The 21,494-nt window shown below is 62.0% G+C and carries 20 protein-coding genes; 9 read left to right on the top strand and 11 right to left on the bottom strand.

The annotated features are described in order from the left end of the window. Window positions 1-2: 2 nt before the first annotated feature. From AO356_RS23230 to AO356_RS23245, 4 genes are all read left to right on the top strand, one after another. The gene (locus tag AO356_RS23230) at window positions 3-1,556 is read left to right on the top strand and encodes a sugar ABC transporter ATP-binding protein (protein ID WP_060741740.1); all 1,554 of its coding nucleotides are present in this window, start codon (window positions 3-5) and stop codon (window positions 1,554-1,556) included. 149 nt (window positions 1,557-1,705) lie between these two features. Next, entirely contained in the window at window positions 1,706-2,728 is a 1,023-nt protein-coding gene (locus AO356_RS23235; protein ID WP_060741741.1) for an ABC transporter permease, read from the top strand. A 327-nt stretch (window positions 2,729-3,055) separates the two neighbouring features. Further along, window positions 3,056-3,460 carry a TraR/DksA family transcriptional regulator gene (locus AO356_RS23240; RefSeq protein ID WP_003202859.1) on the top strand — a complete coding sequence of 135 codons (405 nt, stop codon included), beginning with the start codon at window positions 3,056-3,058 and terminating at the stop codon, window positions 3,458-3,460. A gap of 179 nt (window positions 3,461-3,639) precedes the next feature. Continuing rightward, window positions 3,640-5,244, top strand: coding sequence for a methyl-accepting chemotaxis protein (locus AO356_RS23245; RefSeq protein ID WP_060741742.1), 1,605 nt, complete (start codon window positions 3,640-3,642; stop codon window positions 5,242-5,244). Window positions 5,245-5,531: 287 nt separating this feature from the next. Here the strand turns inward: AO356_RS23245 and AO356_RS23250 are convergent, their stop codons facing one another. The 3 genes from AO356_RS23250 to AO356_RS23260 all read right to left on the bottom strand — a co-directional run bounded on the left by AO356_RS23250 (window position 5,532) and on the right by AO356_RS23260 (window position 6,443). Continuing rightward, window positions 5,532-5,768, bottom strand: coding sequence for a DUF2789 family protein (locus AO356_RS23250; RefSeq protein WP_060741743.1), 237 nt, complete (start codon window positions 5,766-5,768; stop codon window positions 5,532-5,534). Between the two features lie 88 nt (window positions 5,769-5,856). After that, window positions 5,857-6,087 (bottom strand): hypothetical protein, encoded by a 231-nt coding sequence (locus tag AO356_RS23255; RefSeq protein WP_060741744.1) that lies wholly within the window; start codon window positions 6,085-6,087, stop codon window positions 5,857-5,859. Between the two features lie 131 nt (window positions 6,088-6,218). Then, window positions 6,219-6,443, bottom strand: coding sequence for a hypothetical protein (locus tag AO356_RS23260; protein ID WP_109791099.1), 225 nt, complete (start codon window positions 6,441-6,443; stop codon window positions 6,219-6,221). 428 nt (window positions 6,444-6,871) lie between these two features. Between AO356_RS23260 and AO356_RS23265 the strand changes: the two genes are divergently transcribed. The 3 genes from AO356_RS23265 to AO356_RS23275 all read left to right on the top strand — a co-directional run bounded on the left by AO356_RS23265 (window position 6,872) and on the right by AO356_RS23275 (window position 9,060). Further along, window positions 6,872-7,321: a hypothetical protein gene (locus AO356_RS23265; RefSeq protein ID WP_060741745.1), complete on the top strand. Its 450-nt coding sequence runs from the start codon at window positions 6,872-6,874 to the stop codon at window positions 7,319-7,321. A gap of 152 nt (window positions 7,322-7,473) precedes the next feature. After that, window positions 7,474-8,484: an ABC transporter substrate-binding protein gene (locus tag AO356_RS23270; protein WP_060741746.1), complete on the top strand. Its 1,011-nt coding sequence runs from the start codon at window positions 7,474-7,476 to the stop codon at window positions 8,482-8,484. A gap of 138 nt (window positions 8,485-8,622) precedes the next feature. Next, window positions 8,623-9,060, top strand: a complete 438-nt coding sequence (locus AO356_RS23275) for a DUF3995 domain-containing protein (protein ID WP_060741747.1) — start codon at window positions 8,623-8,625, stop codon at window positions 9,058-9,060. A 201-nt stretch (window positions 9,061-9,261) separates the two neighbouring features. Here AO356_RS23275 and AO356_RS23280 read toward each other — a convergent pair whose 3' ends face one another. The 7 genes from AO356_RS23280 to AO356_RS23310 form a co-directional block, all read right to left on the bottom strand. After that, window positions 9,262-9,624: a Na+/H+ antiporter subunit G gene (locus tag AO356_RS23280; protein WP_060741748.1), complete on the bottom strand. Its 363-nt coding sequence runs from the start codon at window positions 9,622-9,624 to the stop codon at window positions 9,262-9,264. After that, window positions 9,621-9,899 (bottom strand): K+/H+ antiporter subunit F, encoded by a 279-nt coding sequence (locus tag AO356_RS23285; RefSeq protein ID WP_003202841.1) that lies wholly within the window; start codon window positions 9,897-9,899, stop codon window positions 9,621-9,623. The genes AO356_RS23280 and AO356_RS23285 overlap by 4 nt, the downstream gene beginning before the upstream one ends. Beyond that, the gene (locus AO356_RS23290) at window positions 9,896-10,384 is read right to left on the bottom strand and encodes a Na+/H+ antiporter subunit E (RefSeq protein WP_060741749.1); all 489 of its coding nucleotides are present in this window, start codon (window positions 10,382-10,384) and stop codon (window positions 9,896-9,898) included. Before AO356_RS23290 ends, AO356_RS23285 begins: the two co-directional genes overlap by 4 nt. Further along, entirely contained in the window at window positions 10,381-12,066 is a 1,686-nt protein-coding gene (locus AO356_RS23295; RefSeq protein ID WP_060741750.1) for a monovalent cation/H+ antiporter subunit D, read from the bottom strand. Before AO356_RS23295 ends, AO356_RS23290 begins: the two co-directional genes overlap by 4 nt. Further along, complete coding sequence (locus tag AO356_RS23300; protein ID WP_003202835.1) at window positions 12,063-12,407, bottom strand: Na+/H+ antiporter subunit C; 345 nt, start codon at window positions 12,405-12,407, stop codon at window positions 12,063-12,065. Before AO356_RS23300 ends, AO356_RS23295 begins: the two co-directional genes overlap by 4 nt. Further along, window positions 12,407-15,331, bottom strand: coding sequence for a monovalent cation/H+ antiporter subunit A (locus AO356_RS23305; protein WP_060741751.1), 2,925 nt, complete (start codon window positions 15,329-15,331; stop codon window positions 12,407-12,409). Before AO356_RS23305 ends, AO356_RS23300 begins: the two co-directional genes overlap by 1 nt. Before the next feature lie 204 nt (window positions 15,332-15,535). After that, complete coding sequence (locus AO356_RS23310) at window positions 15,536-16,540, bottom strand: DMT family transporter (RefSeq protein ID WP_060741752.1); 1,005 nt, start codon at window positions 16,538-16,540, stop codon at window positions 15,536-15,538. Between the two features lie 12 nt (window positions 16,541-16,552). Between AO356_RS23310 and AO356_RS23315 the strand changes: the two genes are divergently transcribed. Next, on the top strand, window positions 16,553-17,116 hold the full coding sequence (locus tag AO356_RS23315; protein WP_060741753.1) for a helix-turn-helix domain-containing protein: 564 nt from the start codon (window positions 16,553-16,555) through the stop codon (window positions 17,114-17,116). Window positions 17,117-17,133: 17 nt separating this feature from the next. Continuing rightward, window positions 17,134-18,573 (top strand): FAD/NAD(P)-binding protein, encoded by a 1,440-nt coding sequence (locus AO356_RS23320; RefSeq protein WP_060741754.1) that lies wholly within the window; start codon window positions 17,134-17,136, stop codon window positions 18,571-18,573. Between the two features lie 129 nt (window positions 18,574-18,702). Here AO356_RS23320 and AO356_RS23325 read toward each other — a convergent pair whose 3' ends face one another. After that, on the bottom strand, window positions 18,703-21,489 hold the full coding sequence (locus tag AO356_RS23325) for an RHS repeat domain-containing protein (protein WP_237140770.1): 2,787 nt from the start codon (window positions 21,487-21,489) through the stop codon (window positions 18,703-18,705). Window positions 21,490-21,494: the final 5 nt, after the last annotated feature.

A 21,494-nucleotide genomic window follows, 5' to 3' on the forward strand; every position in this document is an offset into this window, starting at 1 on the left:
TCATGTTCGCTTCAGCGACTGCTTCGAGCGCCCCGGCCATGACTTTCCAGCCGGATGTATCACTTGATGAGCCGTACCTGCTGGAAGTCGTCAATGTCAGCAAGGGCTTTCCCGGTGTGGTGGCCCTGTCCGATGTTCAATTGCGGGTACGCCCCGGTTCCGTGCTGGCCCTGATGGGCGAGAACGGTGCGGGCAAATCGACCTTGATGAAGATCATCGCCGGCATCTATCAGCCCGACGCCGGTGAACTGCGCCTGCGCGGCAAGCCGGTGACGTTCGACACGCCGCTGGCGGCGTTGCAGGCCGGCATCGCGATGATCCATCAGGAACTGAACCTGATGCCCCACATGAGCATCGCCGAAAACATCTGGATCGGCCGCGAGCAGCTCAACGGCCTGCACATGGTCGACCATGGCGAGATGCACCGTTGCACCGCCCGGCTGCTGGAGCGCCTGCGCATCAAGCTCGATCCCGAGGAGCAGGTGGGCAACCTGAGCATCGCCGAGCGGCAGATGGTGGAGATTGCCAAGGCCGTTTCGTATGACTCCGACATCCTGATCATGGACGAGCCGACCTCGGCCATCACCGAGACCGAAGTCGCCCACCTGTTCTCGATCATTGCCGACCTCAAGTCCCAGGGTAAGGGCATCATCTACATCACCCACAAGATGAACGAAGTGTTCGCCATCGCCGATGAAGTGGCGGTGTTTCGCGACGGCGCCTACATCGGCCTGCAACGGGCCGACAGCATGGATGGCGACAGCCTGATTTCGATGATGGTCGGGCGCGAACTGAGCCAGTTGTTCCCGGTGCGGGAGCAACCCATCGGTGAGTTGGTGCTGTCGGTGCGCGACCTGAGCCTGGACGGCATTTTCAAAGGCGTGTCCTTCGACCTGCATGCCGGGGAGATCCTGGGCATCGCCGGGTTGATGGGCTCGGGCCGGACCAACGTGGCCGAGGCGATTTTCGGCGTGACCCCGAGCACTGGCGGCGAGATCCGGCTGGACGGCCAACCCGTGCGCATCAGCGACCCCCACATGGCCATCGAGAAGGGCTTCGCGCTGTTGACCGAGGACCGCAAGCTCAGCGGCCTGTTCCCGTGCCTGTCGGTGCTGGAGAACATGGAGATGGCGGTGCTGCCCCATTACGTCGGCAACGGTTTCATCCAGCAGAAAGCCCTGCGCGCCTTGTGTGAGGACATGTGCAAGAAGCTGCGGGTCAAGACCCCGTCGCTGGAACAGTGCATCGATACCTTGTCCGGCGGCAACCAGCAGAAAGCGCTGCTGGCGCGCTGGCTGATGACCAACCCGCGCATCCTGATTCTCGACGAGCCGACCCGCGGCATCGATGTGGGCGCCAAGGCCGAGATCTATCGGCTGATTTCCTACCTCGCCAGCGAAGGCATGGCGGTGATCATGATTTCCTCGGAACTGCCGGAAGTATTGGGCATGAGCGACCGGGTGATGGTGATGCACGAAGGTGACCTGATGGGCACCCTCGACCGCAGCGAAGCGACCCAGGAACGAGTGATGCAACTGGCTTCGGGCTTGTCCTGATTGCCTGCTGGTAGAGAAGTGACATCGAGCAATATTCCCGTGGCGAGGGAGCTTGCTCCCGCTGGGGCGCGAAGCGGCCCTGTTCAAGAGCAACGGCGGCGCCCAGCGGCGACGAGCGCCCTGGACAAAGAATAAAAAGGTGAATGGCTATGAACGCGATACTGGAAAATAAACCCGCGGCAGCACCGACCCGGTCCCGGCGGCGCCTGCCGACGGAACTGAGCATCTTCCTGGTGCTGATCGGCATCGGCCTGGTGTTCGAAATGTTCGGCTGGATCATGCGTGACCAGAGTTTCCTGATGAACTCCCAGCGCCTGGTGTTGATGATCCTGCAAGTGTCGATCATCGGCCTGCTGGCCATCGGCGTGACCCAGGTGATCATCACCACCGGTATCGACTTGTCGTCCGGCTCGGTGCTGGCGCTGTCGGCGATGATCGCCGCCAGCCTGGCCCAGACCTCGGACTTCGCCCGGGCGGTGTTTCCCTCACTGACGGATTTGCCGGTGTGGATCCCGGTGGTGGCGGGGCTCGGGGTGGGGCTGTTGGCCGGGGCGATCAACGGCAGCATCATTGCCATTACCGGCATCCCGCCATTCATCGCCACCCTCGGCATGATGGTCTCGGCCCGTGGCCTGGCGCGCTACTACACCGAAGGCCAGCCGGTGAGCATGTTGTCCGATTCCTACACCGCGATCGGCCATGGTGCCATGCCGGTGATCATCTTCCTGGTGGTGGCGGTGATCTTCCACATTGCCCTGCGCTACACCAAGTATGGCAAGTACACCTACGCCATTGGCGGCAACATGCAGGCGGCGCGGACCTCGGGCATCAACGTCAAGCGCCACCTGGTGATCGTCTACAGCATTGCCGGGTTGCTGGCGGGCTTGGCCGGCGTGGTGGCTTCGGCGCGAGCGGCGACCGGGCAGGCGGGCATGGGCATGTCCTACGAACTGGACGCGATTGCGGCGGCGGTGATCGGCGGCACCAGCCTGGCGGGCGGGGTGGGGCGCATCACCGGGACCGTGATCGGGGCGCTGATCCTGGGGGTGATGGCCAGCGGCTTTACCTTCGTCGGTGTCGATGCCTATATCCAGGACATCATCAAGGGCTTGATCATCGTCGTGGCAGTGGTCATCGACCAGTACCGGAACAAGCGCAAACTCAAGCGTTGATCCCCTGAGGTTGCGACAAAGCGCCACGCCTGACCCGCGTGGCGTTGCCATTTGTCTTCTTAATACAGCCATTGCACCGAATTTCTTGTTATAAACGCACTCCGATGACTGCCAAAAGCCTGTCAGAGAACATTTGAGGGGGTTGTCGGACATTTTCCCTATGTTTTCAGTTGCTGAGGCCTCGACTCGGCCTTAGACTGCCGCCCCTCGTAAATTGAGTGCCGGGTGGCGCTTGGAATAGACGGCGCCTTTCCCGATGAGCGTGGCAGCTGCGCTGCGGGACGCTCCATAATTCGCCTTAATGCACGTTTTTTTATAGAGAAATCAATGACAAAGGAAAAGTTGCTGGCCATGCCGGCGGATGACTACATGAATGCCGAGCAGCTGGCTTTCTTCACCAAGCTGTTGCAGAACATGAAGGTCGAAACCCACGAGCGCATCGAACAGAACCGAATCGCCATTGAAAGCCTGGACACCCCGGCCGACCCGGCGGACGCTGCTTCCGTAGAAGAAGAGCGTACCTGGCTGGTCAACGCCATCGATCGCGACCAGCGCATGCTGCCTCAACTGGAGCAGGCCCTGGACCGCATCAACGACGACAGCTTCGGCTGGTGCGACGACAGCGGCGAGCCGATCGGCCTCAAGCGCCTGCTGATCAGTCCGACCACCAAGTACTGCATCGAAGCCCAGGAACGTCACGAACAGATCGACAAGCACCAGCGTCAGGCCTGATTCGCGTTTTCCGAAAAAAGATCGCGACCTTTTGACGAAGGCCGCGATCTTTTGCTTTCGCCCGTGGCTGTTCGTCTACTTCCGTTGACCTGCTGCAAGAACACGACTAATGGACCATGGATAATGGCTCGGTAGTGGCGTTTAATGCGGTCATAACAACGAGAGTGTGGGTGACGAACATGGCGACAGACGGAACGCTGGCGGGTGCGGTGCCGGCCTCGGAACCTGTGACAAAAGGCGCGGCGCGCTGGCTGACGCCGACCTTGCAGAGCCTCGCCCTGGCCTTGCTGCTGTGCGGCATGGCCCTGGGCGGCTGGTCGCTGTACCTGGGCCTGCCGCTGGTCATGCTCATCGTCTGGTTGCCGCGCCTGCGTTCGCGCGTGGCCGCGGCACCCGCAGCCACGACCGACACATTGGCCGAGTTGACCCGCGACCTGTCCTACACCACCAGCCATAACGCGCTGTCGGCGGCCGGCGTCGCCTATTCGGTCAAGCAACTGGCCGGCAAGGTCCAGTCCCAACTCGATGCGGCGGCGCAGATCGTCAGCAATGCCGAATCGATGATCGCCACTGAACAGGCCACTTCGCAACTCAGCCAGCAGGCCTTGGGCGCTGCCAGCGAGGCCCATCGCAGCAGCGTGGCCGGGCGTAGCGAACTGGTGGAGTCCATCAGCCGCATGCACCAGCTCAGCCAGCGCGCCAATGACAGCCGTGAGTTGATCGAAGCCTTGAGCGTACGCAGCGATGAAATCCAGCGAGTCAGCCTGGTGATCCAATCGATTGCCAGCCAGACCAACCTGCTGGCGTTGAACGCGGCCATCGAGGCGGCCCGGGCCGGTGAGCATGGCCGTGGGTTCGCGGTGGTGGCCGATGAGGTCCGCGGCCTGGCCGGGCGCACCGCCGCGGCGACCGGCGAAGTCGGGGTGATGGTGGCCGACATCCAGCAGCGCACGACCCAGGTGGTGGAGCAGATCCGTCAATTGGCCGCTGACCTGGACAGCGGCGTGCAGCAGGTGGAGCACACCGGCCAGCACCTGGAAAACATTGCCAGGCTTGCAGAAGGGGTCGAGACCCAGGTCAGCGCCATCGCCCAGGGCACCGACACCAACCGCGAACAACTCGACAGCCTGTTCCACGCCATCGAGCAGATGCGCAGTGACCTGTCCATCAGCGACCAGCAGACCCAGCGCCTGGCCGAGGCGGCGGTGCAGATGGAAGGCCAGGCCGAAACCATCAGCGAACGCCTGGCCGAGGTGGGGCTCGACGATTATCACCAACGGGTCTACGACCTGGCGCGGGAAGGGGCGAGCCAGATCGCCGCGCAGTTCGAGGCCGACATCGACCAGGGCCGTGTCAGCCTGGAGGACTTGTTCGACCGTAATTACCAGCCGATTCCCAATACCCAACCGGCCAAATTCCAGACCCGTTTCGACCGTTACACCGACCAGGTCCTGCCGGCGATCCAGGAACCGTTGCTGACCCGCCACGAGGGGCTGGTGTTTGCGATTGCCTGCACCCAACAGGGCTACGTACCGACCCACAACAAGGCGTTCAGCCAGCCACTGACCGGCGATCCCCAGGTGGACACGCTGAATAATCGCACCAAGCGCAAATTCTCCGATCGCACCGGGATTCGTTGCGGCAGCCACCAGCAACCCGTATTGCTCCAGACTTACACCCGGGACACGGGGGAGTTGATGCACGATCTTTCCGTACCGATCATGCTCAAGGGCCGTCATTGGGGAGGCTTGCGGTTGGGCTACAAACCCGAGAAGCCGCGTTAGGCCTGATTGCAGGTGGTGGGATTCCTGCCACCGCAATCCAGTGGCGAGGGAGCTTGCTCCCGCTGGGCTTGTGTAGGAGCTGCCGAAGGCTGCGATCTTTTGAGCTTTCGCTTGGGATCCAAGTGTCTGGGGAAAGATCGCAGCCTCGTTGCACTCGACAGCTCCTACGCAGCTCCTACGGGGCGCAGTCGAGCGGGAGCAAGCTCCCTCGCCACAAGAGCAGCCTTGCACTCAGTCAAAGGTCCTGGCTGCTATAGCTGTCTTGTCCCTGGCCAAAGGTCTGGCTGCTATTTACCGTCGTGCAGCCGCACGTTCAGTTGATCCACCAGCACCGCCTCTTCGCCGTCGGCCAGCAGCCATTCGCGCAGCAGGTCTTTTTGCTGGTCCGACCAGAAGTCGGCTTCCACCAGCTTGATCTCCGGCGCCAATGGGTGTGCGACGATGAAATCGTCGATGGCGTTGCCGTCCGAGGGCAGGCCGAGTTGGTCGAACAAGGTGCTGAGTTCGTGAGAAGGTTGTTCCATGGAAGTCTCCTTTGGGTGGGGGCGCCGTCGTGGCGCCTCGGGGCTTACCTTTATCTGAGGCAAGCGGTCACCAGGAGTTCGATTGGAATCAGGCTTTCAAGGCCCCTTCATCCACGGCGGCCTTCAACGCCCTGGCTGCTTCCCTGGCCGCCTCGGCCGCGAGCTGCGAAGTCTTGAACCAGCGATCCTTTTCCACCTGGTGGCAACTGACGGTGGTCAACGGTGGCTTGGCACGCATCACGATGACGGCCTGGAACTCGCCTTCGACTTCTCTGGCTTCGCCCCGGATAAAAAACTCGCCAATATCAAATTCCGTCACGTCGCGCCTTCTCCTCGAAACCATTATGGGTGCGCGAACCGCCGATTCACGACGGTCTTCGCTGGGCGGGCAGTATGGCAGCAGTTGCCTGTCGGCGGCTGAGTTAAGTCATGGACGGGCACATATGCGTTTCAGGCGCTGTTTTCGAGGCGCCTGGCCAGGTAGCAGGCCTCGTTATGGTCGGTGCGGAATCCTCTTACACGTCCAGTCGATGTTTCTTCAATGTGAAAAAAACACTTGCCGGCCAAGACGACCCGATAACGCGGTTGAATCAACGAAATTGGCAGGCAATCGGCTCCGTCAGGGCTGTTGGCTGGTTCAACGATGCATGGGACGTGGGTGGTGAAAGTGGCCATTGTGAATTCCTTTTCATGGTTTACCGACGAATTGCCGGGTACTTCGAGTAGTCTCCACGCCTTCGGCTACTCTAGAATCGGCAGCGTCGTGTGGACGGTTGCGCCTATCTAAAGCAATTTTTTTTGGGCTCGATGTCAGAAAAATGCTTTTTTAAGTGAGAAATTTCCCTAAAGTTAGTAGTCCCATCTTTTCCGATGCTCAGAGTGGCGTTTTCCTTCAGCCTCTGGCGACCCCCCGGGAAAGACGGCGAGAGCGGCAACCTTTAGTCTGCTCTCGGCCCGGGACAGGGGCGCGCCGTTCATTTCGAATTTCAGTGACAGGTCCATTACGACACTACAGTCGGTACGGGTTCTCGTGGTCCGTCCTTTGCGCAGGGCGGGTCTTTTTCAAAAATGGGGATGTTTCCTTGGCAGTAAGTAATCTCGACATGCATGCGTTATTTGTACTTGGTGACCTGCGGGCAAAACTGGTCAAACAATTCCAGTCACGTTTCGTCTACATCACCGAGCAGACCGCCGAAGGTATTTATGTCGCCGAAATCGACACCGAGTCGGCCCTGGTGGTCGATGACAAGCCCAGGCTCGAGCTCAAGGTCGGCGATCATTTTCGTGCGGCGGTATTGCCCAGTCGCGAAGGTGGCAAGTTTGAAATCCGCTTTCGCGAAATCAAGCTGACGGTCTATGGCCTTGGCGATTACGCCTTCGTCACGACCCCTGGTGGTCATGCCATCCTGTTCAAGGAAGGCCACAGCGTGGTGACCGTGTTTGCGGCCAACGAACAGTTGCAGGAAGGCTTGACCAAGACCTTGAAGGCGGTGACCGCCAAGGCCGCCAAGTGGCGCAAGGGCGAGCTGGTGACTTTCAAGGCCAGTGAGTGACCGTTTCTGGGCCTGTGCGCCCACACCACTGACAGTTTCGCAAGAACTCGCTGGAACCTCGGCTACAGTCAATTGACTGAACTATTCAGGGACTTGCGTTCGGTTACGCAGGGCCGTTCAGCTATTGCGGTATCTGGCATGAGGTGCAAAGCATGAAACGAGTTCGACAGTGGCTGGCTGCCTGGGCCACCTTCGCTGTGTTGGTTTCACCCCTTCCGGTGTCAGCCGCCACCGCGCCGATCCACTTTGCCGACTTGAACTGGGAAAGTGGCAGCCTGATCACCGATATCCTGCGAGTCATCGTGGAAAAGGGCTATGGATTGCAGACCGATACATTGCCCGGCACCACCATTACCCTGGAAACCGCCCTGGCCAATAACGACATACAGGTGATCGGCGAAGAATGGGCCGGCCGCAGCCCCGTGTGGGTCAAGGCCGAGGCCGAGGGGAAGGTGGTCGCCTTGGGCGATACGGTCAAAGGCGCGACCGAAGGTTGGTGGGTGCCCGAGTACGTCATCAAGGGCGACCCGGCCAAGGGCATCAAGCCCCTGGCGCCGGACCTGCGCAGCGTCGAAGACCTGGCGCGCTACAAGCACGTGTTCAAGGACCCGGAGAGCCCCGACAAGGGCCGCTTCCTCAACAGCCCCATCGGTTGGACCTCCGAGGTGGTCAACAAACAGAAGCTCAAGGCGTATGGCTTGTCTGACAGCTACGTGAATTTTCGCAGCGGTTCGGGGGCGGCGCTGGATGCGGAAATCAGCTCGACGATCCGCCGGGGCAAACCGATCCTGTTCTACTACTGGTCGCCCACGCCGCTGCTTGGGCGCTTCAAGCTGGTGCAGCTGCAAGAACCGCCGTTCGATGCCGAGGCCTGGAAGACCCTGACCGACGCCGATAACCCCAACCCGAAACCGACCCGCTCCCTGGCCTCGAAACTGTCGATCGGTGTCTCGGCGCCATTCCAGAAGCAATACCCGGAGATTGCCGAGTTCTTCAGCAAGGTCGACTTGCCCATCGAGCCGTTGAACAAGACCCTGGCCGACATGAGCGAGAAGCGCACGCCACCCCGTGAAGCCGCCGAGGCGTTCCTCAAGGCCCACCCTGAGGTCTGGCAGGCCTGGTTGCCCAAGGAGGTCGCCGACAAGGTCTCTGCCGGTCTGTAGGGCGCGCGCGTGCCAGCGGGCTGAACGCTTGATCCTGGGCAATGAATCATTCACTGGAAACTGGCAACCTGCGCCCGTCCAGCGAAATGCCAAATTCGAGCTAGGATGATTGTTCAACCTTTTTCAGGAGGCTGGCGAATGACGCTTTTATTGGCTCGGTCGCTGGTCGCGGTGTTTGCGACCATCAGCTTGATTCATTTGTATTGGGCCCTGGGTGGGCGGTGGGCGGCCCTGGCGGTGGTACCCCAGGTGCCGGTGAGGCAGGGGGACGCGCTGCGACCGGCGTTCGACCCTTCGGGCTGGCTGACGTTGCTGGTCGCCCTGGCACTGCTGATGATTGCGCTGCTGGTGTGCCTGCGGGGCGGTCTGCTGGCGCAGCCAGTCACCCATCGGGCGTTGCAGTGGCTGATCAGTGCGATCGCCTTGCTGATGTTCGCACGGGCGATTGGCGAGTCGAACCTGGTGGGCTTCTTCAAGGAGGTCAAGGGCTCGACATTCGCCAGGCTCGACACCTGGGTCTACTCGCCGTTGTGCGTGGTGCTCGGGGCCGGGTTGTTGACGGTGGCGTGGGCTTGAACGGCAGTGCAAGGGTGGGAGGGACTTACACAAGACGACCCGCTTTTGTGGCGAGGGAGCTTGCTCCCGCTGGAGGGCGCAGCCCTCCCAAAAGCTGAACACAAACAGCCTGACACTCCGAGGTGACAGGTCTCGGGGCTGCTGCGCAGCCCAGCGGGAGCAAGCTCCCTCGCCACAAGGGTGTTCGCCGCAAGGTAGCGGTCAGCCGTCCTGTCCGGTTCGGCGACTGCTCACTTCCGCCGGCACATCATCCCCAGCCATGCGTTTGCGGAACAACGCTGCCCGAGCCAGCAGCAGGGTGGTCACCGGTACGGTGATGGACAGCAGGATCGGGATCAGCCAGGCGTGCAACACCGGCCCGGACTTGAGCGCCGAAAAATACACGATCGAGGCCAGCGCCACGCACCAGGCCCCCAGCGTGGAGGCCAGGGCCGGCGGGTGCATGCGCTGGAAATAATCCTTCAAGCGCACCAGGCCGATCGCCCCGGCCAGGGCGAAGAGGCTGCTGAGTACCAGCAGGATCGCCACCGGAATTTCAACCCACATCGACAGTTCGCCGTTCATTCGATCACCTCGCCACGCAGCAGGAACTTGGCCAGGGCGAACGAGCCGACAAAGCCGAACAGGGCGATCAGCAGCGCCGCCTCGAAATAGGTGTCACTGGCATAGCGGATGCCCAGCACCAGCATCATCAGCATCGCCACGATGTACAGGTAGTCCAGGGCCAGTACCCGATCCTGGGCCGAAGGGCCCTTGAACAGCCGCCACAGGGTCAACACCATCGCCAGGGAGAACAGGAACAGGCTCAACAGGATCGCATTGGACAGCAACGGGCTCATTCGAAAATCTCCATCAACGGGCGCTCGTAGGTGGCCTTGAAATGCGCGATGAATGACGCCTCGTCGGCCAGGTCGAACACGTGCATCAACAGGATGCTGCGATCCAGGGCCAGTTCCGACCAGACGGTCCCGGGAATCACCGTGGTGATCATCGACAGCGCAGCCAGGCCGTTGGCATCGCGCAGGTCCAGCGGCACCTTGATGAACCGCGAGCGAGGTGGCCGGCGGCCGGCGTTCAGTACACCCCAGGCCACCACCAAGTTGGACACCAGCACGTCGCGGCCCACCAGCAGGAACAAGCGCACCACCACCCACGGCTGGCGGATACGGATGGGCCGCGGTCGCAACGGGCGCATCATCAACGGGGCCAGGAACCCCAGTGCAGCGCCCAGCAGCAGATGGCCGGCGCTGAGGGATACGTTCAACACCAGCCACAACAAGCACAGCGCCAGGGACAACCACGGGGCGGGAAACAGGCGCTTCATGGCTGCACCTCCCGCAACACGGCGCGGGTTTCGGGGTTGGGCACGGCGCGGGTGGCAAGTACCGACATCACGTAATGTTCCGGGTTGTTCAGCGCATCGGCGGCGGATTGGGTATAGCGCAGCAACGGCTCGGCCTTGAAGGTCAGGGCGATGCCCAGGCCCAGCAGCACGACGATCGGCAGGCATTCGAACGGTCGCAGCAACGGCGAGGGTCGCTCCTGCGGCGTCCAGAAGCGCTGGATGCCCAGGCGCGAGAAGGCGATCAACGAGGCCAGCCCCGACAGGATCAACAACGCCAGCAAGCCCCAGGCCTGGTTCGACACCGGCGTTCCGGCGCTGGCCTCGAGCCCCTGGGGATTGAGCAGGGCACTGAGCAGGCTCAGCTTGCCGATGAACCCCGACAGCGGCGGCATGCCGATGATCAACAGCGCACAGAAGATAAAGCTCAAGCCAAGGAAGGCCATGGTCCAGGGAATCACCTGCCCGACCACGGCTTTTTGCTCGTCATCGAGGTTGATGCCCTTGGGCGGCTGCAAGGATTCCAGCGGTCGCGGCAAGGTATCGAAGTCGTCGTCCAGGGACAGTTCATTGGCCGAGCGCGAACGTTCGATCAGTTCTGCCAGCAAGAACAGCGCACAGAGCGCCAGGGTCGAACTCACCAGATAGAACAGCGCCGCACCCACCAGGTTCGGTTGGGCGAAGCCGATGGCCGACAACAGGATCCCGGCCGAGACCAGGATGCTCAGGCTCGCCATGCGCTCCAGGCGCTGGGCGGCGAGAATGGCGATGGCGGCGCAGACGATGGTCGCCATGCCGCCGTAGACCAGCCAGTCGGCGCCGAAATACGCCGAGGCGCCGGCCTGGCCGGAGAACAGCAGCGTCCACAGGCGCAGGAGCGTGTAGACGCCGACCTTGGTCATGATCGCAAACAGTGCCGCCACCGGTGCGCTGGCGGCGCTATAGGCCGGCACCAGCCAGAAGTTCAGCGGCCACATGCCGGCCTTGGCCAGGAACGCCACCGCGAGAATGCCTGCCCCGGCGTGCAGCAGGCCGCGGTCGGCCTCCGGCACCAGCGGGATTTTCAGGGCCAGGTCGGCCATGTTCAACGTGCCGGTGACGCCATAGATCAGCGCCGCGCCGATCAGGAACAACGACGAGGCCAGCAGGTTGATGGAGATGTAATGCAGGCCCGCCGACACTCGCGCCCGGCCCGAACCGTGCAGCATCAGGCCGTAGGAAGCCGCCAGCAGCACTTCGAAGAACACGAACAGGTTGAACAGGTCCGCCGTCAGGAAGGCACCGTAGAGGCCCATCAACTGGATCTGGAACAGCGCATGGAAACTGGCACCGGCGCGGTCCCAGCGGGCCGTGGCGAAGAGCAGGGCGCTGACGCCGATGATGCCGGTCAGTACCAGCATCAGCGCCGACAGGCGATCGACCACCAGGACGATACCGAACGGCGCCTGCCAATTGCCGGGCAGGTACACGCCAATGGAGGCGGGCAAGGCCTGGTCCTGGGTCCAGTAGAGCAACAGCACGGCGATGCCCAGGCCCAGCAGGCTGGAAAACAGGTTGATCCGGGCCTTGAGCGGGCGGTGCTTCTCGCCCAGCATCAGCATCACCGCGGCGGTCAGCAGCGGCAGCAGGATGGGGGCGGCGATCAGGTGGGGTGTCACGATCATTCCTTGGGCTCCCGACCGTCCACATGGTCGGTACCGGTCAGGCCCCGGGACGCCAGCAGTACCACCAGGAACAGCGCGGTCATGGCGAAGCTGATCACGATGGCGGTCAGCACCAGGGCCTGGGGCAGCGGGTCGGTGTAGTGCAGCAAGTCCTGGGGCACGCCGTCCTTGATGATCGGTTCCTTGCCGATGAACAGGCTGCCCATGCTGAAGATGAACAGGTTGACGCCATAGGACAGCAGGCACAGGCCCATGACCACCTGGAAGGTCCGAGGCCGCAGCACCAGCCAGACGCCGGAGGCGGCCAGTACGCCGATTGCGATTGCGATGACTTCTTCCATCAGACGGTGGCTCCTTTGGCGGGGGCGATGGGTTTGGCTTGCAGGCCCGGCTTATGGGCCCGCACCGACTGGTGAGCCAGGGCGGTGAGGATCAACAGGGTGGAACCGACCACCACGGCGTACACGCCAATGTCGAAGAACAGCGCGCTGGCCAGGTGAATGTCACCCAGCAGCGGCAATTCGAAGTGCCACGTGTGGGTGGTCAGGAACGGATAACCCACGGCCATCGCCCCCAGGCCGGTGGCGGTGGCGAACAACAGCCCGGTGCCCATCCAGCGCAGCGGTCGCAGGCTCATTTGCGCCTCGACCCACTGGGTGCCGGCGACCATGTATTGCAGGATGAACGCCACCGACATCACCAGCCCGGCCACGAAGCCGCCACCGGGTTGGTTGTGGCCGCGCATGAACAGGTAGAACGACACCACCAGGGCGATCGGCAGCAGCAGGCGCACCAGCACCGACGGCACCATCATGAAACCCAAGGCGGTATCGCTGGCATGGCGCGGGTTGACCAGGTCGGTGACCACGTCCGGTGCCAGCAGGCGCTGCTGCGCCGGCAGTTGCATGCTTTCCTTCGGTGGTCGGAAACGCCGCAACAGGGCGAACACCGCCAGGGCCACCGCCACCAGCACGGTGATTTCCCCCAAGGTGTCGAAGCCACGGAAGTCCACCAGCATCACGTTCACCACGTTGCTGCCGCCGCCTTCGGGCAGGGCGCGGCTTAGGTAGAACGACGAAATGTCGTTGGGCGTCTGCCGCGTCAGCATCGCATAGGACAACAGCGCCATGCCGCCGCCCACCGCGATGGACAGCAGCAAGTCCCGCAGGCGCCGGATGCGCGCGCGCCGCTCGCTGTTGGGCAGTGGCGAGACGTCCTCGATCCGCCGGGGCAGCCAGCGCAGGCCCAGCAGGATCAGCACGGTGGTCACCACTTCCACCACCAGTTGCGTCAAGGCCAGGTCGGGGGCGGAAAACCAGACGAAGGTCACGCAGGTCATCAGGCCGCAGACGCTGACCATGGTCAGGGCCGCGAGCCGGTGATACTTGGCCTGCCAGGCCGCGCCCAGGGCACAGATGATTGCCAGCAGCCACAAGGTGACGAAGACGATGGAGCCGGGGATCTTCGGCCGGTCGCCCCAGACCAGCGTGCTGTGCAGCATCGGGATCAACCCGGCGAGCACGGCAGCCAGGACCAGCCAGAACAACTGGGCTTGCAGGCGGCGGGTGCTGATCCGTCGTTCCAGGCGCCGGCCCTGGCGCATCATCAGCACCAGGCAGCGCTCGAACAGGCGCTTGCCGCTGAGTCGGCCAATGAACGGCGGGTGCTTGATGTGGCCTTGCCGGAACTGATTGCGCAACAACAGGTACAGGACGATGCCGCCGGACATCGCCACCAGGCTCATGATCATCGGCGCGTTCAGGCCGTGCCAGATCGCCAGGCTGTACTCGGGCAGCGTGCCACCCACCACCGGCAACGCGGCGGCCGCGAGCAGCGAGCCGACCACCTGGGCCGGAAAAATCCCCACCAACAGGCAGGTGAACACCAGTAATTCAACTGGCGCGCGCATCCAGCGCGGCGGTTCGTGGGGGGTATGGGGCAGGTCGGTGGCGGTGGGGCCGAAGAACACATCCACGGTGAAGCGCAGGGAGTAGGCGACGCTGAAGGTCCCGGCGATGGTGGCGATGATCGGCAGCGCCAGCTCGACCCAGACCGTGGCGGAAATGAACACCGTCTCGGCGAAGAACATTTCCTTGGACAGGAAACCATTGAGCAGCGGCACCCCGGCCATCGCTGCGCTGGCGACCATGGCCAGGGTGGCGGTGAACGGAATCAGCCGCACCAGGCCGCTGAGCTTGCGAATGTCCCGGGTGCCGCTTTCGTGGTCGATGATCCCGGCGGCCATGAACAGCGACGCCTTGAAGGTGGCATGGTTAAGGATATGGAACACCGCCGCCACGGCCGCCAGTGGACTGTTCAGGCCCAGCAACAGGGTGATCAGCCCGAGGTGGCTGATGGTGGAGTAAGCCAGCAAACCCTTGAGGTCGTTCTGGAACATGGCGCAGTAGGCGCCCAGCAGCAAGGTACAGGCCCCCGCGCCGCTGACGATGTAGAACCATTCTTCACTGCCCGACAGCGACGGCCATAACCGCGCCAGCAGGAACACCCCGGCCTTGACCATGGTCGCCGAGTGCAGGTACGCCGACACCGGCGTGGGGGCGGCCATGGCGTGGGGGAGCCAGAAGTGGAAAGGGAATTGCGCGCTTTTGCTCAGGGCACCGATCAGGATCAACGGCAGCAGGATGGGGTAGAGGGCATGGGCACGGATCAGGTCGCCAGCGGCCAGGACCTTGTCCAGCTCATAGCTGCCTACCACATGGCCGAGCAGCATCACCCCCGCCAGCAGGCAAAGCCCGCCGGCCCCGGTCACCATCAAGGCCATATAGGCACCGCGCCGCGCGTCTGAGCGGTGGTGCCAGTAACCGATCAGCAGGAACGAGAACAGGCTGGTCAGCTCCCAGAAAAACACCATCTGGATCAGGTTGCCGGAGATCACCAGCCCGAGCATGGCCCCCATGAACGCCAGGAAGAAGGCGAAGAAGCGCGGCACCGGATCGTCCGGCGACATGTAATAGCGGGCGTACAGCGATACCAGCGTGCCGATGCCCAGCACCAGCAACGAAAACAGCCAGGCGAACCCGTCCAGGCGCAGCACGAAATCCAGGCCCAGGCTGGGCAACCAGGCATAGTGCTCGCGGATTACGCCGCCGTCGGCGATCTGCGGGTACAGCAAGGCCACCTGAACGGTACCGGCCAGGGCGACGAGGCCGGCCAGCAGTGATTCGGCGTTACGGGCGTTATGCGGCAGCAGCGCCGCGACACAGCTGCCGATGAAGGGCAAAAGCAATAGAACTATCAGTGACATAGGCTTCTATTCGGCGGGAGGTTGTGAGGGATCATACGTGGCGTATTCCCGATCACCAACCGTGAGGGTGTCGCAGAATCCTACAAGGTAGGCAGTGTTTTCCGACTTTGCAGGGTTTCAGATGACCTCGGACGAAGCGTCAACGCCGGAATGGCCGCTGCCGAGGCGGCTTTTTTTCGGTGGCGAATGGATTGCTGGCCGGCCTCAACCTTCCCGCTCAAGCGATTCATTGGCTGCAATGGCATCTTTGCTGCGGGTCTTCAGCTCACTGACAATCACCGCCGCCACGATCAGCGCCGCGCCGAACAAGGCAATCGCCGGCAACCGCTCACCGGCCAGGCGCCCGGCGATGCCGGCCCACACCGGTTCGCCGGCATAGATCAGCGTGGCGCGGGTCGGCGAGACGCTTTTCTGCGCCCAGTTCATCGCCACCTGGATCGCGGCACTGGCGGCGCCCAGGCCCACGGCACTGACCAGCAGCAACAGGGAAAAATTCGGGATCGCTTCCTGGGTCGGCACCACCATCAGGAACGCCAGCACCGCCGTGCTCGCCAGTTGCACCACGGTCACCCGGCGCACGTCGACCTGGCCGGCATAGGCGCTGATCAGGATGATCTCGGCGGCAATCGCGATGGCGCTGATCAACGTGGCGATTTCACCGGGGCTGAAATTCAATGAAGCGCCCGCCGGCCCCGACACCAGCATCAAGCCGGTGAACGCCAGCATGATGCCGATGCTGGGCATCAGCCCAGGGCGACGGCCCAGCACCAGCCATTGCAGCAAGGGCACGAAGGGCACGTAAAGCGCGGTGATGAACGCCGACTGGCTGCTGGGAATGGTTTGCAGGCCGACGGTCTGCAAACCGTAGCCGAGCATGATTGCCACGCCGATGAAGCACCCGGCCTTGAGTTCGAACAGCGTCAGGTCGCGCAGGTGCCGCCAGGAAAACAGTGCGACGAACGCGGCGGCGGCCGCGAAGCGCAGGCCGACGAAAAACATCGGCCCGCTGACCGTCATGGCGTGCTGTACCAGCAAGAACGTTCCACCCCAGATCATGGTGATCAGCACCAGCACGCATTCGGCCTTGCTGAACCGGGAGAAACGGGGGGAAGCTTGAGGGGAGTTCACCGATACCATGACCTTGCGCGCCACTTGAGGGGAACGCACAATGCGCCCGAAGGTGGGCAGTATAATGCGCAACCCAGCCATGTGAGCAATATAGTGCACAAAGAATCCGGCCAGCGGGCCTCCGTCCTGCAACACGTCAGCCAGAACGTCCGTCGTCTGCGCCATGCCGCCGAGCTCAGCCAGACCGCACTGGCGGAATTGTCCGGGGTCAGCCGGCGCATGCTGGTGGCCATCGAGGCGGGGGAAAAGAACGTCAGCCTGACCACCCTCGATCGGGTCGCCGAAGCCCTGGACGTGGCCTTCAGCGACTTGATCCAGGCCCCCGAGGCGCGTGACCCGAGCCGCATCAATGAACTGGCCTGGGCCGGCACCATCCCCGGCAGCAAGGCCGTATTGCTGGCCAAGGCCACCGCCAGCCGTGAAGTCGAGCTTTGGGAATGGCGCCTGGAGCCCGGCGAGCATTACCCTTCAGAGCCGGACGCCGACGGTTGGAGCGAGCAGCTTTATGTCTTCGAGGGTTGCCTGACCCTGCTGTTGGGCAGCGAGGAGCGCCGCATTGGCGCCGGTGAGTTTTTCATGTTCGCCAGCAACCAGCCCCATGCCTATCGCAACGATGGCCCGGTGGCGGCGAGATTCGTACGCAACGTGGTGATTTGATTCCTGGGGAGAGCGGTATGGACACAGCGCTGGAACGACAGGGGAGTGGCCTCATCCGCGAAGCCGACATCCTGATTATCGGTGGCGGCCTGAGCGGTGCCATGCTGGCCGCGCAGTTGCTGCGCCTGCCGGGCCGGCGCGAGGTGCTGATCGTCGAGCCGCGCAGCGAGCTGGGCCGGGGCGAGGCCTACAGTGCCGTGGAGCTGGGGCACACCTTGAACGGCAACGCCGCGCGCATGAGCGTCGATCCGGACAACGCCGACGACCTGACCCAATGGCTCACCGCGTTCATCGAAGCCGGCGGCTGGCCCGAGTCGGATCAGCAGCACGTGCCGATCAGCGAGTTGTTCCCGCCCCGGGGAATCTTTGGCCTGTATGTGCAGCAACGCCTGGCCGAGGCCCGCGAGTTGGGCGCACAAAACGGTTCGACCGCCGAGCATGTGCGCGGGGAGGCTGTGGACCTGCGGCTTGCCGACGATGCCGTGATGGTTACGCTCGCCGACGGCCAAGTCTTGCGAGGCGGTTTCGCGGTGCTGGCCACCGGCATGTTCCCGGCGGCGCGCACCCCGCAAACCGAATCCAGCGGCTTGAATGCCGCGGCCCTGGATCCCTGGGATGTGGCCGCGATGCGCCAGCTCGATCCCCAGGCCACGGTGCTGATCATCGGCTCGGGACTGACCATGGTCGACGCCGTGGTGTCCCTGGAGCAGGCCGGGCACCGTGGCCCCATCGAAGTGTTTTCCCGCCATGGGCTGTTGCCACACGTGCGCCGCCAGCCGCCGGCCTGGGTGGATTTCCTCGCCGAAGATCACAGCCTGCGTTCGCCCCGCCAGTTGATGCGCGCCCTGCGTGAGCAATGCCGCCAGGCCCAAGCTCAAGGCATCGATTGGCAAGCGCCGCTGGACACCGTGCGTGCGCACATCGGGCGTTTGTGGAACCAGGCCAGCGATGTGCAGCGCCGGCAGTTCGTGCGGCATGTGCGGCCGTGGTGGGAGAGTCATCACCATCGCTCGCCACCGTTGAGCGCGGAGCTGGTGGCGCGTTTGCATGGGGAAGGGCGGTTGCGGATCCAGGCGGCGTCGTTCAAAGGGTTGGCGTCGTCTCCCGAGGGCACAGTGGGTATTCGCATCCGTCGCCGGGGCGAGGCAGGACTGGAAGTGGTGCAGGGCGCCGCGCTGATCAACTCCAGTGGCATTGAATATGACTGGCGCCGCGTTGCGCGGCCGTTGCCGCAACAGCTGCTGGCCCGGGGGCTGGTCCAGCCGGGGCCGCTGGCCCTGGGCATCGCCGCCCGTGCCGATGGTGCGGTGCTGGATGCTCGAGGCGAACCCGCCGAGCGCCTGTTCGCCATGGGCCCGCCACTGCGGGGGATGTGGTGGGAAAGTACTGCCGTGACTGATGTGGCGAGTCAGGCCAAGGCGTTGGCGGGGCGGTTGGTTGGGTTGCAAACCCAGTGACCGCGGTCCCCCGTGACGAGGGAGCTTGCTCCGCTTAGATGAAGTCTTCGGTGTGCAATTTAGAGGCTTTCCTGGTGGCTCGGATATGAGATCTGCTCCCGTACGGCTGTGCGGGAGCGATCACGACGATCAAAACCAATATTGCTGAGTTCTTTTTTCAAAGAGTGTTCTATTCTCTGGGGTGTATTCAGGTGCCGAGAAAAATAGTTCACTCCCAAGTTTTTCATGGAACTCATCAGCTTTGTGAAACATTACTGAGCCCAAATCAAATTTCACGCCATCATCTGTATATACTTCGTCTGAGATGAATGTGCGGGTTAGATCAATACCTGCTTTTTTTAAAAAATCGAGCGTCCGATGTTTTTGCTCCATGTAGGGTCGATAGTGTCCGCTTTTGTTTTCAATGTAAGCAATATGGCCTTCATGGATCGTCATCATGCCGGCATCTACAACTCGCCCCCCCGCGGCACCGCTGGAATGGTGAAATCGATTTTTTTGGTGAGGAAAAATCAATAGTTCCTTCTGCTTAGGGTTATCATTTTCCCACTTCAATACATAGGCCATCTGAGAGTTTTTCCAATTCAGGCCAGTTGTGGTTTTAGGTGTGCGTAAGCTGATGGTTGCTCCATTTAATTCTTTTTCTGAGTACGTGGTTAATGGCTTGCTTTTTTCGCCAGAGGAATAAACTAGGCCTTTTTTAATGATGGCTTTATATTTTTCTTGTTGATCGGAGTCAAAGTATTCTACGCCTTGAAATTTTCTTGAGTCGCTCCTCTGTCGCTCTGGGTCAACTAAATTTTCGCCAGCTGCGCGAGTTAGTCGGCGACTGCCTATGTACTTATGTTGTAATGAGAGTGGTCGGGTGTCGGGGAATAACTTGGTTTTAATTGCCCAGCGTGCCCGTTTCCATCCTTCACCCTGTAAACCGAGACGATCCAAATAAAGTATTGGGTTGTTGGAGACCATTAGAAAACGATTCAAGCCATCCACATCCCCAGCCGGATCCGGATTAACCCACCGCTGCAACCATGTTGCGTAATACCTGAACCCATAATAATAAAGCCCCGTCGCATCCCGCTCTTTCCCCGAATAACGCACGGTCTTGTAACTGGCCTCCACCTCACTGCGCCCGGCAAACCAGGCCGTACTGCCGTAGGGATGGTAGGTTTCCCGGCTGATCACGCCGGCCTCGCCATCCAGTTCCAGGCTGCTGGAACCCAGATGGTCGGTCAGGCTGTAGCGATATTGATCGTTGTTCATACCTGCAGGCGGTGTGGTTTCCCAGTGCAGCACCTGCATGGCGCTGCGTCCGGCCTGTACGCAGATCACTTGCAACACTTCGCCCGTACCTTGGCGAGTGCGAATCTCCAGGCCTGGCAAATAGCGAACTTCCGAGATCAGCGAACGGGCATTGGTTTGGGTGGAGCGGACCTTGCGGCGCCGCATTCCGTCGCCGCCGTAGAAGTACCGTTCGCGGTCATCGTCACCGCTGTCACGTTCCACCGGGCGCACCTCGTGCAATTGATTGCGCAGGTCCCAACTCATGACTTGCCCCGGTTGCAGTTCCAGCAGATTGCCGTTGCCATCGAACGCCGCGACGATTTCCTCTTCAGTCGGTGGTCGGTCATCCAGGTCAGGCAGGCAACGATTGCTGTAACGAGCGGCCGTCAGTTTGCGGCTGTGACTTTGTGGACCTGCATGAATCAGTTCCAGCAAGTTGCCACCTGCATCGTAGTGGTATGTTTGCTGATAGTTGGCGACTGCGCCCGGCTCGTCGAAGCGGTTGAAGCCCGGACCTCGACTGGCACTTCCGGCCTCCCAGCCGGTTGCCTTGGTCAATTGATAGAGGCTGTCATAGTCATAGCGGTTGATCGGTTCCACCCGTTGGTTGGCGAAGTAACGAATTGGCAAGGCAGCATCTTCGATACTCAGCACATTGCCCACCGGGTCGTAGACATAGCGAAGATCCTGCAGAGGGGCATCGGCATCGCGCGCGGCGTGCAGCCGCAGAAGGCGCCCGTCCTCGGCACGGTAAGTCAGGGTGCTGACCACACCGTTACCGGCAGTTTCCTGTTCAACCTGGCTATAGGCGTTGTAGGCGATATCACCGACCAGCGTCCGAGGCGTTGCTTGACCGCTCAGTTGCAGGTGGCTCGCGAACAACAACCCATCGACGGTGTAGTCGAACAATTGCCGATTGCCCTTGGCATCGATCTGTTCCAGCACATCGCCCAGTGGGTTAAAGCGAGAAGAGCTGGTGGCTGCTTGAGCAACAGGTTCCAACAGTGCTTCTCGGTCCGCGGGCCCTGGTGGCCAATCCGGTATTTCCAAGGAACTCAAAAAGCGTTGGGTCTGTTCAAGTATCCCGCCGGTTAAAGCGTACTCGTCCAGAGTCTGGGTGCCCGCCGGATCATCGTGTCGGATCACTTGCCCGCACTGGTTGTGAGCGGCAAAGCTGGTGTCGCCATTGGCGTATTCATAACGTTCGGTGCATCGCGCGGCTTCGCCTTTACCCTGTTCGTAAATGGCCAATGGGCGCAGCAGATCGTCGTATTCGACCCGTCGTTCAGTCTCCCGGCTGTCCCACGTTTCCACTAACTGATCTGCATCGCCGAACAAGCTGATCCGCTCACCGGCATCGACACTCACCGAGCCCAGTACTTTGCCTGACAGCGAGTAGCGGTTGTTCAGGTTCGCCGGTGTTGCCGCATCTTCTGTCTTGAGCGCCCATAGTCTGGGGTCCCATTGTTTAACCAGGCGTCCCATCGCGTCATAAGCGCTGCGGTTGATTCGCTCTTCGGGGGCTGTCGTCTCGACGGCACGGTAGTAGGTGACTGAACGCACATCGAGGCCACGCGGGTCTGCCACCGTCAGGGTCGGTGTGTGAGTGTGAATGCCCTGCGTCAGAACCGTCATGGTTG

This window comes from Pseudomonas fluorescens (genome assembly GCF_001307275.1).
In the GTDB taxonomy this organism is placed as follows: domain Bacteria; phylum Pseudomonadota; class Gammaproteobacteria; order Pseudomonadales; family Pseudomonadaceae; genus Aquipseudomonas; species Aquipseudomonas fluorescens_AA.

Bases quoted from the DNA above. Each gene is read 5' to 3' on its own strand.
- AO356_RS23230 (WP_060741740.1), top strand. From the start codon at position 3: ATGTTCGCTTCAGCGACTGCTTCGAGCGCCCCGGCCATGACTTTCCAG.
- AO356_RS23235 (WP_060741741.1), top strand. From the start codon at position 1,706: ATGAACGCGATACTGGAAAATAAACCCGCGGCAGCACCGACCCGGTCC.
- AO356_RS23240 (WP_003202859.1), top strand. From the start codon at position 3,056: ATGACAAAGGAAAAGTTGCTGGCCATGCCGGCGGATGACTACATGAAT.
- AO356_RS23245 (WP_060741742.1), top strand. From the start codon at position 3,640: ATGGCGACAGACGGAACGCTGGCGGGTGCGGTGCCGGCCTCGGAACCT.
- AO356_RS23250 (WP_060741743.1), bottom strand. From the start codon at position 5,768: ATGGAACAACCTTCTCACGAACTCAGCACCTTGTTCGACCAACTCGGC.
- AO356_RS23260 (WP_109791099.1), bottom strand. From the start codon at position 6,443: ATGGCCACTTTCACCACCCACGTCCCATGCATCGTTGAACCAGCCAAC.
- AO356_RS23265 (WP_060741745.1), top strand. From the start codon at position 6,872: ATGCATGCGTTATTTGTACTTGGTGACCTGCGGGCAAAACTGGTCAAA.
- AO356_RS23270 (WP_060741746.1), top strand. From the start codon at position 7,474: ATGAAACGAGTTCGACAGTGGCTGGCTGCCTGGGCCACCTTCGCTGTG.
- AO356_RS23275 (WP_060741747.1), top strand. From the start codon at position 8,623: ATGACGCTTTTATTGGCTCGGTCGCTGGTCGCGGTGTTTGCGACCATC.
- AO356_RS23280 (WP_060741748.1), bottom strand. From the start codon at position 9,624: ATGAACGGCGAACTGTCGATGTGGGTTGAAATTCCGGTGGCGATCCTG.
- AO356_RS23285 (WP_003202841.1), bottom strand. From the start codon at position 9,899: ATGAGCCCGTTGCTGTCCAATGCGATCCTGTTGAGCCTGTTCCTGTTC.
- AO356_RS23290 (WP_060741749.1), bottom strand. From the start codon at position 10,384: ATGAAGCGCCTGTTTCCCGCCCCGTGGTTGTCCCTGGCGCTGTGCTTG.
- AO356_RS23295 (WP_060741750.1), bottom strand. From the start codon at position 12,066: ATGATCGTGACACCCCACCTGATCGCCGCCCCCATCCTGCTGCCGCTG.
- AO356_RS23300 (WP_003202835.1), bottom strand. From the start codon at position 12,407: ATGGAAGAAGTCATCGCAATCGCAATCGGCGTACTGGCCGCCTCCGGC.
- AO356_RS23305 (WP_060741751.1), bottom strand. From the start codon at position 15,331: ATGTCACTGATAGTTCTATTGCTTTTGCCCTTCATCGGCAGCTGTGTC.
- AO356_RS23310 (WP_060741752.1), bottom strand. From the start codon at position 16,540: ATGGCTGGGTTGCGCATTATACTGCCCACCTTCGGGCGCATTGTGCGT.
- AO356_RS23320 (WP_060741754.1), top strand. From the start codon at position 17,134: ATGGACACAGCGCTGGAACGACAGGGGAGTGGCCTCATCCGCGAAGCC.
- AO356_RS23325 (WP_237140770.1), bottom strand. From the start codon at position 21,489: ATGACGGTTCTGACGCAGGGCATTCACACTCACACACCGACCCTGACG.